We start from the raw sequence: 15,697 nt of genomic DNA on the forward strand, positions 1-15,697 counted from the left end.
AAGGAGCGCAGACCCTAACGGGGCTGGGGCTGGGGCTGGGGCTGGGGCTGGGGCTGGGGCTGGGGCCGAGGCCAGGGACGGGACTGACGATACGAAGTCCTCAATTGATCGTGGCGATCAGCACACTCAGCGCGGCACGACGCCACGAACCCCTTTCCTTCGGTGGTTATTGGCAAGCTGCACGAAATCGAGCGTCTCGAACACTGAGTAATCGACATCGGGTCGCATCGGCAGACCGGCAAGAGCCACCGCTGATGCCTCATTGAGTGACTTCAAGCCATAGTGTGCATGAACGTCTGCCCCGAGCGAATGACCAACCTGGATCCTGCCGGCTCGCGGACCAACCTGATGATCACGCAAAGTGTCGATGTAATCACCACGCAGCGAATGAAAGACCTCACCGCAACCCGGTGCGATCCCGGCCTTTCTAAACAGGCGCTGCATATACTGGGAGGCGCTCTTGGAAGGATCGGCGAGGCGCATGAGATCCGGGAACAGAAACTGGTTGCCACAGCTTATCGCCCACTGGATGAAACCGATGCGATGCAAGAATGCGTGCAGCACAAAAAAGCTGAGGCTCGCCTTCGTTTTCAGGGGCACCCGACGCGCCTGCCCCTCGATTTCGACGAGACTCTTCGGTTGCGCGACCCAGACATTGTCGAATTTTTCAACGATATCGATCCCCCTGAGGTAGATCAGAGCCGAAAGCCGCCGCCCCGTCAGATGCCCAAGCAGCGGCAGCATGGCTGCATCCATGTGGCCTGCGTCAACGCCGATCCGAAACAAGGTTGTCAGCTGTTTTGCACTGAGCGAGGCGGTCTGTCGCGATGGGGCAAGACTGCATGGATAGCGCAAAGACACTTCCTGGAAGGGATCCCGATAAGAATAGGACGTCATTCCCGATCGCATTGCTGCCCGGACAGCTGCCACATAGCCGTCCTTGACTGATTTTTCAGCCAAAGGCCGGTGGCCAAGTCGCCTTGACTCTTCGAGAACCTCAAAGGCTGACCTGTGGTTTCGCAGGCTCGGCCTGGCTGGCCAGTCGGCCATCAGAAGAACGAAGGCTTGCAGATCGGCGGCTTCGTAGCGGTCGACCGGATGATCCCCGATCAGGTCCAGAAAGACCGAAATCCTTGAGCGCGCGCTCCCGACGTCCTTGGTGTTTTCGGGCGCGACCATGCTGCGAAGCTTCAGATAGTCGGCTGCAACGAGGCTGAACCTCGGGAGCCTTGACCTCTTGCGCGGGACAGCCCTCCTATCGAGCAGAAAGGCCGGGAGTGTATCACCGCGGCTGTCAGGCTCGTGCGGTGATAGCAGAGTGCCCTCTCGCTTGAATGCAGCCCCGCCTTTCTTCCCGGCTCGTCGCTCAGCAAAACTGTCTGTCGAGACTGCCATTTCGGGGACAGACTGCGAAACACTCTCGCGACTACTTTGCTGGCAACCCTTTGCCAGCTTGCCCTCAAGCTTCTGCCTGATGCGATCAGCGGCCTCCATCAGGAACTCGTCGACCGCCATCCGGGCGGCAAGTTTGATGGTGTCCTCGATATCAGGCTGCGGCGATAGCAGATGCTGTTGATCTGTAGCGCAGGCTGGACTTTGTGCCTCGGCCGTCATGAGCGCAAGCTCAGCCTTGAGGCGTCTTTTAATGACGGTGGCGAGGCACCCACCGGCCGCACGGCCAGTTTCCAAAGCCTGAATGCCAGGCGTCGCAAGAGGATTGCCACCCGTCTGCCGGGTCTCCTGGAGCTCCGCCTTGAAGACCAGCCGCGCTTTGACGGCCAAGGCTTCGGCCAGCCACCGCGCGTCTGCAAGTCTCCTTGTCTGAAGACTGATCCTGATCAACGATCGCCCGGCATCAAGCTTCGATGGAAGCCTTATCTGAAACATGTAGGAGGCAGATGTCTGCGCAAGATAGCGGCCGGGGCGTTTAGCTGACATCTGTCTCCATCGATCTGCGGGTTGTTGAGCCTATGCCGCATGGACGAAGCAAAACTTCACTGGATGTGCTTAACGGCTCCTGCGAATGAGGGGCCAGCAGCAATCATCGCGCTTGAACGGCAGGCCGTACAGAGTGAGAATCTTAAGGATTGATAGTGCCAACCGATCGGTGTGAATGCTATCTCCGGACGCTTGGCCGAAATCCTCACAACTGCTCAGAGCTGTGAGAGCCCCCCTACACACTCGGATACTGCAGTCTGCCTCCGCCAGCTTTTCCTTTATGCGGCTGAAATGGCAGACATCGGCGCCACGACAAGCCCGCACTAGCCCAATTTTCCTGTGGTTTATGCACAGTCAGCAAGGGTCCTCAGACCTATTCGGCTATTCCTGCCTGGTTTTCTGGGACACAGCTGGTGGATTGCAACCCATCGAGGAACCAGAGCATGACATCGACAAACGAAATTGCCGACAAAATCGCATCCGAACAGAACCTGACGAAGGCTCAGGCAAAGGCGATCGTCGAGAGCGTTTTCAGCCAGATTGTTGAAGCAGCAAAGGCCGGCGCTGAGACGTCGATCCCGTCTTTTGGCAAGTTCAAGGTCAAGGATACGCCTGAACGGGAAGGTCGCAATCCTGCAACCGGTGCCACCATCAAGATTGCTGCGGCAAAGAAGCTGGCATTCACGCCCGGTAAAGCTTTGAAAGATGCGCTGAACGGCTAAGGCATTATTCGCCGGAACTGGTGGCCCTATCGGCGCCAGATCTGCACACGACCCGCCTTGGCCGCCATGCCGGCCAAGGCGGCATGAGACACGATCTTACCCCATGGATTGCAGTTTGTGGCCTCAGTGGCAAGCGATACGGGCGCTGTGGCAGCCAACAGGCATCCATGACGCGTTCTTGCCCGCAGCTTTTTTAGCGGGTTCGAAATACATGGAATTTGCTCAGCTATGTTGAGCGTATCGCGCGATTGCCAAACTCGTCAAAGGGATGGGGCTCACGCCGCACCCCCGATGTCGTGACGCTTCGCAGCCAGAGACATCAACCAGTTGCTCGCCTCGGAGGCTTTCGACGCTGCGGTGAACACCGCCTTCTTGTCGGACTTCAGCACGGTCAACCAGTGCTTGATGTACTGGGCATGATCGAGACGCGGCTCGGGTACCAGACCGAGATCGCCGCACAGGAAGGCAGCCCCCAGTTCGGCGACAAGCTCTTCCATGGCATAGGCTTCCGTGCCAAATCTGCCGGAAAGATCGCGTGAAAGTCGGCCCTTTGCGCCTGCCCAATGGGTCAGTTCATGGCAGAGCGTGCTGTAAAATCCCTCTGCAGGGCTTGTGGTGGCCGTTCCCATGAAGCGGCGACGCTCCGGCATGCGGATCATGTCAGCCGAGGGAAGATAGCAGGCCTTGTCACCCCCCTCCTCGATCACGGCACCGGTTGCCGTAACGAAGGCTTCGGCGCGAGCAATCGGATCGAATGCCGGCAGATCCGGGATATCAACCTGATCAAGCGGAAAGCCATCCACCTGGACGGCATTGAAGACCCAACCGGCGCGCAGAACCTTACGTTCGGCCGGCTCGGCCTCGCCGGTCTGTTCATTGATCTGCTCGGCATCGAAAGTCTTGTAGAAGACGACGAGCGTGGATTTCTCGCCCTTGCGCACCTGGCAACCGGCCTCTTGCCACTGGCGGTATGTACCCCAGACATTGGAGGGATAATCTGACGCCTGGGCCGCGACCCAGAGACTGGCAATGTTCACGCCGTTATAGGGCTTGCGCGATGCGACATTGACGGGACGTGCGAAGCTTGTCGCTGTGTTACCGATCCAGGGGAGCTGGAATTCGCCGGCATGTTCGAGAGCATCGACGATGCGGTTGGTGACTTCCTGATGGACATCGAATTTGGATGACGATGATTTCGACATGATTGTCTCCTTTCGCAGTGGAGACCGCGACCATCGCGGCCTGATGGCGTCCGGAGAGACAGGCCAAAACAGCCCATGCACCCCGAAGGGGCGGGCGAAGCGAAAAGACGGTTGAGACCGTTGCATGGGATTGAGGGCCTGTCAGGAACGCCCAAGAAAGGCAGCCATGGTGTGGTTCGTTGAGAGGAGGCGCCGCCAGATCGTCAACAGGCTTGAAGATCTGATCGAAGGCGATCGCGGATGCCATGCCCCACCGGCAGCCGTCCTCGACACCGTCGACCGCGGATCGACCTTGGAGCGAGAAACGGTGAAACGTGGCCGAGTGACGGATTGATGACGAAACTGGAAGGAGACTGAAAGCCATCTTACGTTGCTGACATGCTGAGCGCCTAAAGACGTCGACGAAGGCAGCCGGTTCGTTCGGGATCGCGCTGCCGCCTCGTCAAGACAAGGTGCAAGCGATGAAGATCATCCAAATCAGCGACACGCATTTCAGCCCGAGCAAGCCGCATTTCAACGGCAATTGGGATCCGATCCGCCAGTGGATTGAAGACGAACAGCCCGACCTGGTCATCCATACCGGCGACCTGTCTGTCGATGGGGCCGATCTAGACGAAGATCTCAGTTTTTCCATGGCGCTGCTTGGCGAACTGACGGTGCCGGTGCTCGTCGTGCCTGGAAATCACGATGTCGGACACATGCCGGGGTCTCATCAGCCGGTTGACGATCTGCGCCTGACACGCTGGCGCGATCTCGTCGGGCCGGACCGCTTTGCCAAGGATATCGGCGACTGGCTGATCATCGGGATCAACAGCCTGCTCATCGGATCCGGTCATGTCGAGGAAGAGGCACAGCGTCGCTGGCTGAGCGAGACCCTTGCAAACCGTGATGGTCGCCGCGTCGTCATTTTCGCCCACAAGCCCCTCTTCGTCGACGACCCGAATGAAGGGGACAACGGCTATTGGGGAGCAGCGCCCGGACCACGTCGCGAAATCCTGGATTTGCTGAAAGAGCATCAGGTCGCGCTGTTTGCCAGCGGTCACCTTCATTGGGCCTGGCAAGGCATGCTGGGTGAAACGCAGCTTGTCTGGGCACCGCCGACCTCCTTCATCATTGACAAGCTGGAGCGGGAGATGCCGGGTCGACGCCTGGTTGGCGCGGCGATCCACCGGCTCGGCACCGGGGTTGACAGCGAGCTGGTTTCGGTTGCCGGCACGACAGCACATGTGCTCGATGAGGTGATCGACGAGGTCTATCCGCGCAACAGTACAGCTGCGTCTGTGGAGGCCGCGCAATGAGTGCCTTCAGTCTTCGAGACGTCAACAAGTCCTATGGCGGCAACAGCATATTGAAGGGTGTCAGCCTTAAGGCCGAAGCCGGTGAGTTCATTGCCCTTGTTGGTCCCTCCGGCTGCGGCAAGAGCACGCTGCTTCGCATCGTCGCCGGCCTTGATCATGCCGACCGGGGTGAGATCATCATCGGCGGTGAAGACGTGTCTTCACGGGCGGCCGGTGATCGCAACATCGCCATGGTCTTTCAGTCCTACGCGCTTTACCCGCATCTGACCGCGGGTCAGAACATTGCCGTTCCCTTGGCCATGCGCCGTCTGTCGACAGCCGGACGCCTGCCCGTGATCGGCGGTCTGTTGCCAGAGCAGCGAAAGATCAGAGCCGAGATCCAGCGCCAGGTTCAGACCATGGCGACCTCTTTGAAGATCGACCATCTTCTTGACCGCAAGCCGGGGCAGATGTCGGGGGGCCAGCGCCAGCGCGTGGCTCTCGCCCGCGCCATGGTGCGCCATCCAAGCGTCTTCCTGATGGACGAGCCTCTGTCCAACCTCGATGCCAATCTGCGCGTTCACGCGCGCGGCGAGATCGTCGAACTGCACCGCCGGGCCGGTGTCCCGACGCTCTATGTGACACATGATCAGTCCGAGGCGCTGTCGATGGCCGACCGGGTCGCCGTGATGATCGGTGGACGCCTGCTGCAACTCGACAGCCCCCGCCAGATCTATGACGAGCCTGTCCATCTCGAAGTCGCCAAGTTCCTGGGCCAGCCGCGCATCAATCTCCTGCCCACCGTCGTCGACGACAAGGGCCTCGTACAGGCGGGCGATGTCCGCCTGCTGCCTCGCGCTCCTTTCAGACCGACCACGCCCGTCACCGTGGCTTTCCGTCCGGAATTCGTTCACCTGAGACGCGCCGGCGAAGGCAGCCTGCCGGCACGCGTCGAGCGGCTTGAATTTCTGGGGTCGGAAGTCATTGTCTTTACCCGGCTTGCAGCCCTGGACGCGACCATCGTGGCAAAGATCACGCCGGCCGAAGCGATCGGCCTTTCCGCTAGCCAGCCGGTCGACCTGAAACTCGACCCTTCAGCGATTCTGATCTTCGACGACAAGGGTGATCGGCTGCTGGCCGACATCGCCACGGTCTCGGCCAAACGCCCGGAGGCCATGCATGGCTAGTCTTGCTGTCGATGATGGCCCGGCACTTGCGGGCATCAGCACTGCGGAAGCGGCCAGGCGCCGAGAAGCCCGCATTGCGCTCCTGCTCTCTGCCCCGGCCCTCTTTCTCCTGCTCAGCTTCGTCATCTTGCCGACGGCTGCCGTAATCTTCCTGGGCTTTACCGATTTCGAGCTCGGCTATGGCAGTTTCAATTTCGTCGGCTTTGAAAACTATGCCGATCTCTTGAACGACCGCACCTTCAAGAGATCGCTTTGGAATACGACGGTCTATGCAGCGATCGTGGCCCCCGTCTCCATGGCGCTTGGACTTGGTATTGCGCTTTTGATCGAGAGCGAGGGCTTTGGCAAAGGCCTATTTCGCACGGCCTATTTCCTCCCCGTCGCGTCGCTGCTCGTCGCCATGGCAACAGTCTGGCAATACCTGTTCCATCCGACCATCGGTCCGATCAACGCGGCACTTTCCATGATTGGCATCAACGGGCCGAACTGGCTTGGCGCTTCGAGCACTGTGATGACGAGCCTGTCGATCATTGGCATCTGGCAGGCGACAGGCTTCAACATGGTTCTCTTCCTGGCCGGCCTGTCTGCCATTCCGCGCGACCTCTACCAGGCAGCAGAGGTGGACGGGGCGCGCTCAGCCCTGTCGCGCTTCCGCCTTGTCACCTGGCCAATGCTTGGACCGACCACGCTGTTTGTCACAACGATCTCGATCATCAACGCCGTCAAGGTCTTCGAGACGGTGAAGACACTGACGGAAGGCGGCCCGAACAAGGCCTCCGAGGTCCTGCTTTTCACCATCTACCAGGAAGGCTTTGTCTATCTGAAGGTCGGTTATGCCTCTGCGATGACCGTCATCTTTCTCGCAATCCTGGTCTCGCTGATGGTCCTTCAATACCGCGTCATGGACCGGAAGGTGCACTACACATGATCACCGATCGCTTCACGCCGCTTCGCGCCCTGCGCCTCACTTTGCTTGTCCTTGGCGCGCTCGTCTTCCTTGCACCCTACATCTTCATGATCTCGACGGCCGGCAAGGCGCAAAGCGAAATCTTCTCGTCGTCGCTTACCCTCATCCCGCAGACCTGGTCCTATGCGGAGAATTTCGCAAAAGCCTTCGGTCGCGTGTCGATGGGAAACCTGCTGCTGAACGGCGTCATCGTTTGCGGCCTGATCCTTGTCGTGCAGATCCTGGTGGCAATCCCTTGCGCCTATGCCATGGCGAAGCTTTCCTTTCGCGCTGCGCGACTGATGATGGCTTTGGTCATGCTTGGCCTGCTGGTGCCGATCCACGCGACAGCACTTCCGCTTTACGTCGCCTTTGATCGTCTGTCGGTGCTGAACAGCTATTTCGCGCTGGTCGCTCCCTTCTCGATTTCGGTCTTTGCCATCTTCCTCTTCCTGCAGTTCTTCCGCGGCATCCCGGACGACCTGATCCATGCCGCCCGCCTCGATGGCATGTCCGAGGCCGGCATTGTTGCGCGCGTGATCGTGCCGAATGCCTGGCCGGCCATTACCGCCTTTTCGATCTTTTCGGTGGTCGCCCACTGGAACGACCTGTTCTGGCCGCTGATCGTGGTGACCAACCAGAATTACGCCACCCCGCCGCTTGGCCTGCTTTACTTCCGCGCGGCGGAAGCCGGCGACGATTACGGCGCGCTGATGGCTGCCACCCTCATCATCACCCTTCCCCTCGTGCTCGCCTTCCTGCTTGCGCAGAAACGCTTTGTCGAGGGCATCACCATGACCGGTCTCAAAGGCTGACCGGTCTCAACCCAGGAGAACTGCGATGACTTATCTCAAGAAGGCTCTCGCCGCCGCAGCGGTGTCGCTGGCGACATGCATCCCGGCCCATGCCGAGACCACGCTCAATGTCCACTATCCTATGCCGGGCTTCTTCAAGGACGTGATGGACACGATCTCGAAGAAGTTCATGGAAGAAAATCCAGACATCAAGATCACCTTCGCCAATCCTTCCGCCACCTATGAGGAAGGCATCCAGACGATCATGCGCCAGGCTGGCACGGCCGAAATGCCTGACGTCACCTTCATCGGCCTCAACCGCCTGCGCATGGTCAACGAGCGTGACATCCCCGTCGATCTCGGCCCCTTCATGGAAAAAGACGGCAACATGGCCGAGCAGGGCTTTTCCGACAACATCCTGAAGCTTGCCCAGGTCAAGGGAAAACAGGTCGGACTTGCCTTCGCCACATCCAACCCGATCATGTATTACAATGCCGATCTCGTGCGCAAAGTCGGTGGCAATCCCGATCAGCCGCCAAAGACCTGGGACGAAGTGATCGCGCTCTCGTCGAAGATCAAGGCGCTTGGCGACGGCAATGAAGGCATCGATTTTCGCTGGCAGGGTGACGACTGGATGTTCTCCGCGCTCCTGTTCGGCGCCGGCGGCCAGATGCTGAGTGACGATGAGGCAAGTGTCGCCTTCAATGGCCCGGAAGGTTTGAAGGCTTTTGAACTGGTCGACCGCATGGTCAAGGAAGGCGGCCTTCCAGTCTTCACCAAGCAGGCGGGCGAGCAGGCCTTCGTCGCTGGCAAGGTCGGCTTTGCCTTCCAGACCACTGGAGCGCTGCGCAATACCATCAAGAATGTCGGCGACAAGTTCGACCTTCGCACAGGCCCGATCCCGCGCCTTGATCCCGTCAACGGCAAGCTGCCGACCGGCGGCAATGCTGCGGTCATGCTGACTCGCGACGCTAAGAAGCAGGAAGCTGCCTGGACGTTCATCAAGTTCGCAGCCGGTCCCTACGGCGCCTCGGTTGTCGTTCCCGGCACCGGATATGTCCCGAACAATGAGCTTGCCGCCACCTCGCCGGATTATCTCGGTAACTTCTACAAGGAAAACCCGCTGTTCCGCGCCGGTCTCGAGCAGATGCCGCTGATGCAACCCTGGTACGCATTCCCCGGCTCAAACGGCGTGAAGGTCACGCAGACGATCGTGGAAAACCTGTCACGGGTCGTCGAGCAGTCGGCCGAACCGAAGGAAGCGCTCGACGACGCTGCGGCGGAAGTCGAGGGCCTGCTGCCGAGAAGCTGAAGACAGCGCTCGTTCACGAAGACCCGGCTTGCGCGCCGCTTGCCAAAAAAGGCGGCGCGCCCTCTGCACACCACAAGTGCCTTGAATGACGGGGACGGAGACTGGGGGCAGTCAAGGAAGCGATCGAACAGTACCGCCCGGATTGAGCTTGAAACCCAGCGTCAGATGGCGCGGCAGAGCTGAATTTGCTGCCATGTCGAGGAGGAGCGACGCAGCTGTTGCGCCCATGCTGGTGTCGGCCATTTCGATTGTGGTCAAGGGCGGATCCATCAGTCGCCCGATGGCGATCCCGTCAAATCCCGCGACAGAAATGTCATCCGGCACCTGCAGCTTTTCCCGTCTCACTGCGCTAATCACACCGAGCGCCAAAAGATCGTTGGAGGCAATGATGGCGGTCGGCCGATAGAGCGACAGAACCCCTGAAAGATCCATCTCGCCGTAACCCGTCGCGAAAGAGACTTGTAGGGCGTCCGCAATCTCCAGACCGGCTTCTTGCATGGCGTCGCAATAGCCTTCAAAGCGCGCTCGGGCCCGGTCGGAGCTCTCAAAGCGGCCGGATACAAACAGGATCCGGCGATGCCCATGATGGATGAGGTGGTTGGCAAGCTCTTTTCCAGCACGTCTATTGTCCGTGGTGACGGCGGCCTTGAAGCGTGATGTTGGCTGGTTGTGGAGAAGGACAGTCGGCGGCAGATCTGCAGACAAGGTCGATTGGCTGACCAGGGGATTGCAAAGGGTGATGATGAGGCCCGTTGGAATTTCGGCCAGAAGGGCTTCGATCGCATCGGGTTCACGGGCCGGGTCGTAGTCGGACTGGGCAATTAGAACGCCATGTCCGGCGACCCGCATGCGGCTCTGGATGCCAGACAATGACGCGGCAAAGACGGGGTTGCTGATGCTGGGGATCAATACGCCGACGACCGGGCGACGGCGATTTGCGGCAGTGCTTCCCTCGACCTTTTGATATCCAAGCTCACGTGCCGCCTTGCGGACACGTCTGTGCATGGCTTCACTGACCGGGCCGCTGCGGTTCAGCACACGGCTGACAGTGGCCATGGAGCACCCGGCCCGGGAGGCGATTTCCTCGATCGTCGACATCTTCTCATCGCTCACTTCAATAGACGCATGGCGGCCGGCCGGGATGCAACCTTTAGCACCACTCGATGATGCTCTGACGAAGGCCGCAACCGGCTGCGTCGGCTATCACCCGATCAAATGGGTTCCCATCAGTTCAGATGGACGTCGCGCGAGCAAGCCTCCATCCGTCTGCTCAACCTTCCTCAATGGCCTCAGCCATCTGGCTTTACGTCGCCGACCGTGACTGGAGTGTGACATCACCGGACCGCCCATCAAGCCGCAGATGGGCGCTAAAGTGATGATGACGCATCGTTGCGGGACGCCGCGACGCGTAGCGTCAAAAGGAGATATGAATTTCCAAGGTTGGAGGCTGGAATGGGGCCGCGAGCGGACCGTCCAGTCCTGGGGGTGGGATGAGATAGCTGCCATAGAGCGCGGGCGACCCCAATGACCGCGTCCGACCCCCTCGTCGCCATTCCAATGTCTCCGTCGGGTTCTCGGAAGCCGCCGTTCCCCTTCGGCTAATCGTCAGCGTGATCGGGGCCGGAGACGGATTATCGTTCTACCGCCATCAGATCGCCTACGCAATTGGACGAAGAACGGACGTCTTTCCCACGGCGATGGAGCAGCGCAGATCTAGGCACTCCAGATAGCTGACGCGCGGCTGCCAGAAAGTGCTACACTTTCAGGACTGGACGCCAACAAACGCCGCATTAAGAATGGTTTCTTTGGGAGGTAATCATGTCTTCCGACTGCTATGACAGCTTTTGCCCCGTGGCCAAAGCTTGCGACATCATCGAACCCCGCTGGACACTGCTGATCCTCTGTGAACTGTCGCACGGCGCCACGCGCTTCAACGAGATCCGCCGCGGTGTGCCCGGTATCTCTCCTACTCTCCTGTCGAAACGCCTGAAGGAAATGGAACACCACGGCCTGGTTCGTCGTGTGGAAAGCGATGCCGGTGAGCCGGGCTACACCACGACCCCCATGGCCGACGAATTGAAGCCCGTGGTGCAGGCTTTAGGCAAATGGGCGCATCGAAATATCGACAAGGAAGTCTCCCTAACCAAACTCGATGCGCGTCTGTTGATGTGGAACATGCGCCAGAAGATCGATACCACCGCCATCCCGCGTGGCAAGACGACGGTTATCCAGTTCACCTATCCGGAATTGATCGAGAGCGAACGGCACTATTGGCTCGTCGCTCGTCCGGGCCAGCCCGTCGATCTCTGCCTGCTCGATCCAGGCCACGACGTCGATCTGTTCATCAGGGCCGACCTGAAGGCGATGACCTCGGCATGGATGGGATGGTCGACTCTGCACAGTGAAATCGATGCAAACTCTATCGTCTTGATCGGCGACCGCAAGTTAATTGCCACGCTGGATACATGGATGGTGCGTAGCAGCTATGCGCCCGCTCCGGAGCACCAGGCTGCAGCCAGAGAGACCGCTTCACAATCTGTATCGGTTCGCTCCATTTCCTGCACTATCTGGCCGGTCGAAACAGTGATTGGTTGGTCTCGTTCAAACCACGAAAGGAGACCCCCATGGATGCCAATGTGACCACCACTTCGGTTCCCAATGCCAATAAGGCGCTCTGGGAAAAGGGTGACTTCACGCGTATTGCCGCTGCGATGCGCGAGAGCGGTGAGGCCCTCGTTAAATCGCTCGGCGTCGAAAATGGCATAAGGGTGCTGGACCTCGGTTGCGGGGACGGTACTACCGCGATACCCGCGGCGCAGGCCGGCGCGAGTGTTGTGGGCGTGGACATTGCCCGCAATCTTGTCGCCGCAGGCAATGCCCGTGCCAAGGCCCTACAGCTTTCCAACATTCGCTTCGAAGAGGGCGACGCGAGCGATCTGGTCAACCTCGAAGACAGGGGATTCGACGTCGTCGTCTCGATCTTCGGCGCCATGTTCGCACCCAGGCCCGCCGATGTAGCGAAAGAAATGGTGCGCGTCACCAAGCCCGGTGGCAGGATCGTCATGGGCAATTGGATTCCCGGCGACCCTACCCTCGTGGCGCAGATACTCAGGATAAGCTCGACCTATTCAGCGCCGCCGCCGGAAGGCTTCGTCAGTCCGATGACCTGGGGCGTGGAAGCCAATGTGATCGAGCGCTTCGAAGCCGCCGGCATTCCTCCTGGAAACATCACCTGTGAGAAAGATACTTACACGTTCAATTACCCGGGCCCGGCTACGAATTTCCTCGGTCAGTTCCGCGATTTCTATGGTCCGACCATGAATGCCTTCGAGGCCGCGGCCAGGACTGGAAAGGGCGAGGAATTGCAGAATGAGCTTGATCTGCTGTTCAACCGGCAGAACCAGGCCCGGACCAATGACGCCACGAAGATCCTCGCCTCGTTCTTGCGGGTCACCGTTCGGGTGCCGTAGGTTTCAGGCGCCACGTCCGATTGGCGCGGACGAGGTGTTTCACTACCGATCAGATCGGCAGCTTACAGAAATTTCAAAAGACGACCGAACGACCAAAATGAAGGCGCAAAGCTGTCGCGCGAACGTGTCCGCTTCAACCCCGGCTTGACGCTCCCGAGCGGAAATAATTGCCACTCTCCCGCCATGTTGACGTCGGCCAAAGCCAGGGCACAAAGATGACGTCCACGGTTGCTCGCGGCAGGAAAACAGAGGAAATCAAAGACTATTTTTCTGAGACACTGAAATCACGTCAGAATCCAGACTCCGAGCCAACTTATCTTTTTCATATTTTTCAGCCACATAGATGGCCGACGCCAGAGGCAACCGGATCCGCGACGGCCGTCCAAAGGTGATAGAGCGAGCTTGCCGGGATCGTGCGAGCAGTCGGCACCTCGTTGAGGTCGAGACAGTCATGCCAGCAACCGCGTGGCACGCCCGTCATGTAAGCAGCAAGGATTGCGGCGGCGACGTCGTCCGCCTCCGTCCGATATCCCGGAAAGCCAAGTCGCTCGTGGAGCGCCATGAACGCCTTGAGCATCTCCACCTGCGGCCACAGGCGCCGTGACGGGCTGATCGGCTTACCTACGGATACGGTATCGACCAGGAAAAGCGAGCCCGGCGTGCGCCCGACGGCCAGCGCGGTCGAGAACAGGTCCAGGCATATCTTGGTGTTATCGCTGCGCGCGAGACTGTCGTGACGGGTCGCCAACCAGACCCACTCGCACATGTGGCCTGGCTCCAGCCGATCGGATCCGTATCGCTCGGCAAGTTCCCATTTGGGGCCGAAAAATTCGTGAAGCGGCCCATTCGGTGCGACAAGAAAATGCGATCGCAACAGTGCAAAGGCCTTGCCTTCCGACCTCATATGCTTGGGGGTCCGGTTGTTCTCGCACAAGGCCAGTGTCGCTTCGAGGTAATGCATGTGCGGGTTCTGGCGGCGAGGAAGCGTGCCGTTGCTATCTTCCGCCCAGCCACCAAAGGGGTCGGTCAGGGTCCGGTCGACCGCCAGGATCGTCTGTTCGATCTGGTGTCGGTAGACATCCTTGCCGGTCGCCGTCAGCAGCCAGGAGAGCGCGAGCAGCACGCAGGCATTGTCGTAGAGATCGCGAACCGGATCGGTGACGAGCTCGGTATGGCGGTTGAAGCTTCTCGTATAGCCACCACGCTTCCCCCTGACCCAGGCGACGCGGTGCAGGTTGGCGAAGGCCCGTTCTGCCATGGCGAGAGAGGCAGAAGGGGCAAGGCCGAGGTGGGATGCATGGGCGTGCACATAGATCTGACGGGCCACGGTTCGGGTCCGCACCTCACCTGCTTCCTGCGGCGCCCCATCCAGCTCCAGATATTCGACGAATTGGCCGCACGTCTCGTCGAAGCCGGATTTGCTCCAGGTGGGAAGAATGTCCTCGAGGAAGACGCGTTTCAATTGCTGGACGCTCATGGCCGGTCATCTGGTGGGGCGGCCCACCTACGCTTCGCATTCATAAGGCTGCTCCGATGGGATGCATCGATTCCAGAAGCCTGCTGATCTTGATCGTGGTGAAGTTGGAATAGGTATCGGAGACGGCATATGGCAGCGCGATCAGATCGCCATGCCGCATGGCACCGCAGGAATAGACGACGTTCGGCACATAGCCCTCGCGCTCTGTCGGTTCGGGTTGTAGCAGCGGCTCGACCGTCCGCGACAGGATGATGCTCGGGTCATGCTTGTCGAGCAGCGTCACCCCGATCGCATAGCGCCGCATCGGCCCCACACCATGGGTGAACAAGAGCCATCCCTCGTCGATCTCGACAGGGGAGCCGCAATTGCCGATCTGGACAAACTGCCAGGCGAATTCCGGCTTCATCAGGAGACGTCCCTCATCCCATTGATGCAGGTCGTCTGAATAGAGCAGGAAGAGGTTTTCGCTGTCCTGCCGGGCGATCATCGCATAGCGGCCATCGATGCGCCGGGGAAAGAGCGCCATGCCCTTGTTGCGGGCAGCAGGTCCCCGCAGCGGCGTCAGGGTGAAGTTCAGGAAGTCGGTGGTTTCCAGAAGCTCGGAGCGGATGGATGAGCCGCTATAGGCGGTGTAGCTCGCGAAGTAGATCGTTGCGCCCTCGTCGTCGAAGGCGACGAAACGGGCGTCCTCGATGCCGTTCGACTGCGCCTCGGTCACTGGAAAGATGACCCGTTCGCTGAGGTCACTTTCGGCCTTGAAGCTCAGGCCGATGCAGCCGGCGGGCGCCAGGCCGTCGCTCGCATGGATATCCGGCAGACCTGCCAGTTGCGTCGGCGCATCGATGGTGACGCCCCCCTCGGCGTCGATCACGCCGGAGCGGAAGGTGAGCGAGGAGATGTGCCCCTCGCCGACAGCCCTCAGACTGATGATCAGCCGGCGGCTCCCTTCTGCCACGCCGGACTGATCCGGATGCGGCACGATGCTCGGATTGAACAGAGCGGCGGACTCGAAGGAATACTCGTTCATGAAATAGGCGCCGACCAGTTGTCTTTGCTGCTGGCTGAAGCGCTGGTGGTGCTGAAAAGCATCCTCCATCGCGTCGGCCCGCAGTTCGAACTGGCGCAGCAGGTTGCGGTGCCTGCCATCGAAATTGGCGAGGATGTCGCGCAATTGATTGGCCGTGGCCGTGGGATCCAGCGAGAGGACGCGATCGACGATTTCATTCGCCCGCGACTTGTCGCGTGGATTGAGATGACGAGGTTCGGTCGACGGCTTGAACGGCCGCACGATAACGCGCGTCGGATCGGGCCTCAGATAGAGGGCCTGCCGGTTGAGAAGACTGGACTGGAGCAAGACTGATCCTTCGTGATT

General features: G+C 59.8%; 14 protein-coding genes. 9 read left to right on the forward strand and 5 right to left on the reverse strand.

Annotated features, from left to right (window positions below):
- Positions 1-126: 126 nt before the first annotated feature.
- A complete protein-coding gene (locus QWE_RS18935) occupies positions 127-1,938 on the reverse strand; it encodes a DUF6538 domain-containing protein (protein WP_006727784.1) in 1,812 nt (603 codons plus the stop codon).
- Positions 1,939-2,381: 443 nt separating this feature from the next.
- Between QWE_RS18935 and QWE_RS18940 the strand changes: the two genes are divergently transcribed.
- Positions 2,382-2,660, forward strand: coding sequence for an HU family DNA-binding protein (locus QWE_RS18940; protein WP_006727785.1), 279 nt, complete (start codon positions 2,382-2,384; stop codon positions 2,658-2,660).
- Positions 2,661-2,935: 275 nt separating this feature from the next.
- Here the strand turns inward: QWE_RS18940 and QWE_RS18945 are convergent, their stop codons facing one another.
- On the reverse strand, positions 2,936-3,862 hold the full coding sequence (locus QWE_RS18945) for an ArdC family protein (RefSeq protein ID WP_006727786.1): 927 nt from the start codon (positions 3,860-3,862) through the stop codon (positions 2,936-2,938).
- Between the two features lie 166 nt (positions 3,863-4,028).
- Here QWE_RS18945 and QWE_RS25350 point away from each other — a divergent pair, with 166 nt between their 5' ends.
- From QWE_RS25350 to QWE_RS18970, 6 genes are all read left to right on the forward strand, one after another.
- Positions 4,029-4,196, forward strand: a complete 168-nt coding sequence (locus tag QWE_RS25350; protein WP_157790738.1) for a hypothetical protein — start codon at positions 4,029-4,031, stop codon at positions 4,194-4,196.
- A 127-nt stretch (positions 4,197-4,323) separates the two neighbouring features.
- On the forward strand, positions 4,324-5,160 hold the full coding sequence (locus QWE_RS18950) for a metallophosphoesterase family protein (RefSeq protein ID WP_006727787.1): 837 nt from the start codon (positions 4,324-4,326) through the stop codon (positions 5,158-5,160).
- A complete protein-coding gene (locus QWE_RS18955) occupies positions 5,157-6,326 on the forward strand; it encodes an ABC transporter ATP-binding protein (protein ID WP_006727788.1) in 1,170 nt (389 codons plus the stop codon). Before QWE_RS18950 ends, QWE_RS18955 begins: the two co-directional genes overlap by 4 nt.
- A complete protein-coding gene (locus QWE_RS18960) occupies positions 6,319-7,254 on the forward strand; it encodes a carbohydrate ABC transporter permease (RefSeq protein ID WP_006727789.1) in 936 nt (311 codons plus the stop codon). Before QWE_RS18955 ends, QWE_RS18960 begins: the two co-directional genes overlap by 8 nt.
- On the forward strand, positions 7,251-8,087 hold the full coding sequence (locus tag QWE_RS18965; protein WP_006727790.1) for a carbohydrate ABC transporter permease: 837 nt from the start codon (positions 7,251-7,253) through the stop codon (positions 8,085-8,087). The genes QWE_RS18960 and QWE_RS18965 overlap by 4 nt, the downstream gene beginning before the upstream one ends.
- A gap of 25 nt (positions 8,088-8,112) precedes the next feature.
- Positions 8,113-9,378: an ABC transporter substrate-binding protein gene (locus QWE_RS18970; RefSeq protein WP_006727791.1), complete on the forward strand. Its 1,266-nt coding sequence runs from the start codon at positions 8,113-8,115 to the stop codon at positions 9,376-9,378.
- A 111-nt stretch (positions 9,379-9,489) separates the two neighbouring features.
- Here the strand turns inward: QWE_RS18970 and QWE_RS18975 are convergent, their stop codons facing one another.
- Entirely contained in the window at positions 9,490-10,476 is a 987-nt protein-coding gene (locus QWE_RS18975; RefSeq protein ID WP_006727792.1) for a substrate-binding domain-containing protein, read from the reverse strand.
- 720 nt (positions 10,477-11,196) lie between these two features.
- Here QWE_RS18975 and QWE_RS18980 point away from each other — a divergent pair.
- Complete coding sequence (locus QWE_RS18980; RefSeq protein ID WP_006727793.1) at positions 11,197-12,018, forward strand: winged helix-turn-helix transcriptional regulator; 822 nt, start codon at positions 11,197-11,199, stop codon at positions 12,016-12,018.
- Positions 12,003-12,848, forward strand: coding sequence for a class I SAM-dependent methyltransferase (locus QWE_RS18985; RefSeq protein WP_006727794.1), 846 nt, complete (start codon positions 12,003-12,005; stop codon positions 12,846-12,848). The genes QWE_RS18980 and QWE_RS18985 overlap by 16 nt, the downstream gene beginning before the upstream one ends.
- Before the next feature lie 331 nt (positions 12,849-13,179).
- Here the strand turns inward: QWE_RS18985 and QWE_RS18990 are convergent, their stop codons facing one another.
- A complete protein-coding gene (locus QWE_RS18990; RefSeq protein WP_006727795.1) occupies positions 13,180-14,325 on the reverse strand; it encodes an AGE family epimerase/isomerase in 1,146 nt (381 codons plus the stop codon).
- A 40-nt stretch (positions 14,326-14,365) separates the two neighbouring features.
- On the reverse strand, positions 14,366-15,679 hold the full coding sequence (locus tag QWE_RS18995) for a glycoside hydrolase family 130 protein (protein WP_006727796.1): 1,314 nt from the start codon (positions 15,677-15,679) through the stop codon (positions 14,366-14,368).
- Positions 15,680-15,697 lie beyond the last annotated feature (18 nt).

The organism is Agrobacterium albertimagni AOL15, assembly GCF_000300855.1.
Lineage (GTDB): Bacteria > Pseudomonadota > Alphaproteobacteria > Rhizobiales > Rhizobiaceae > Allorhizobium > Allorhizobium albertimagni.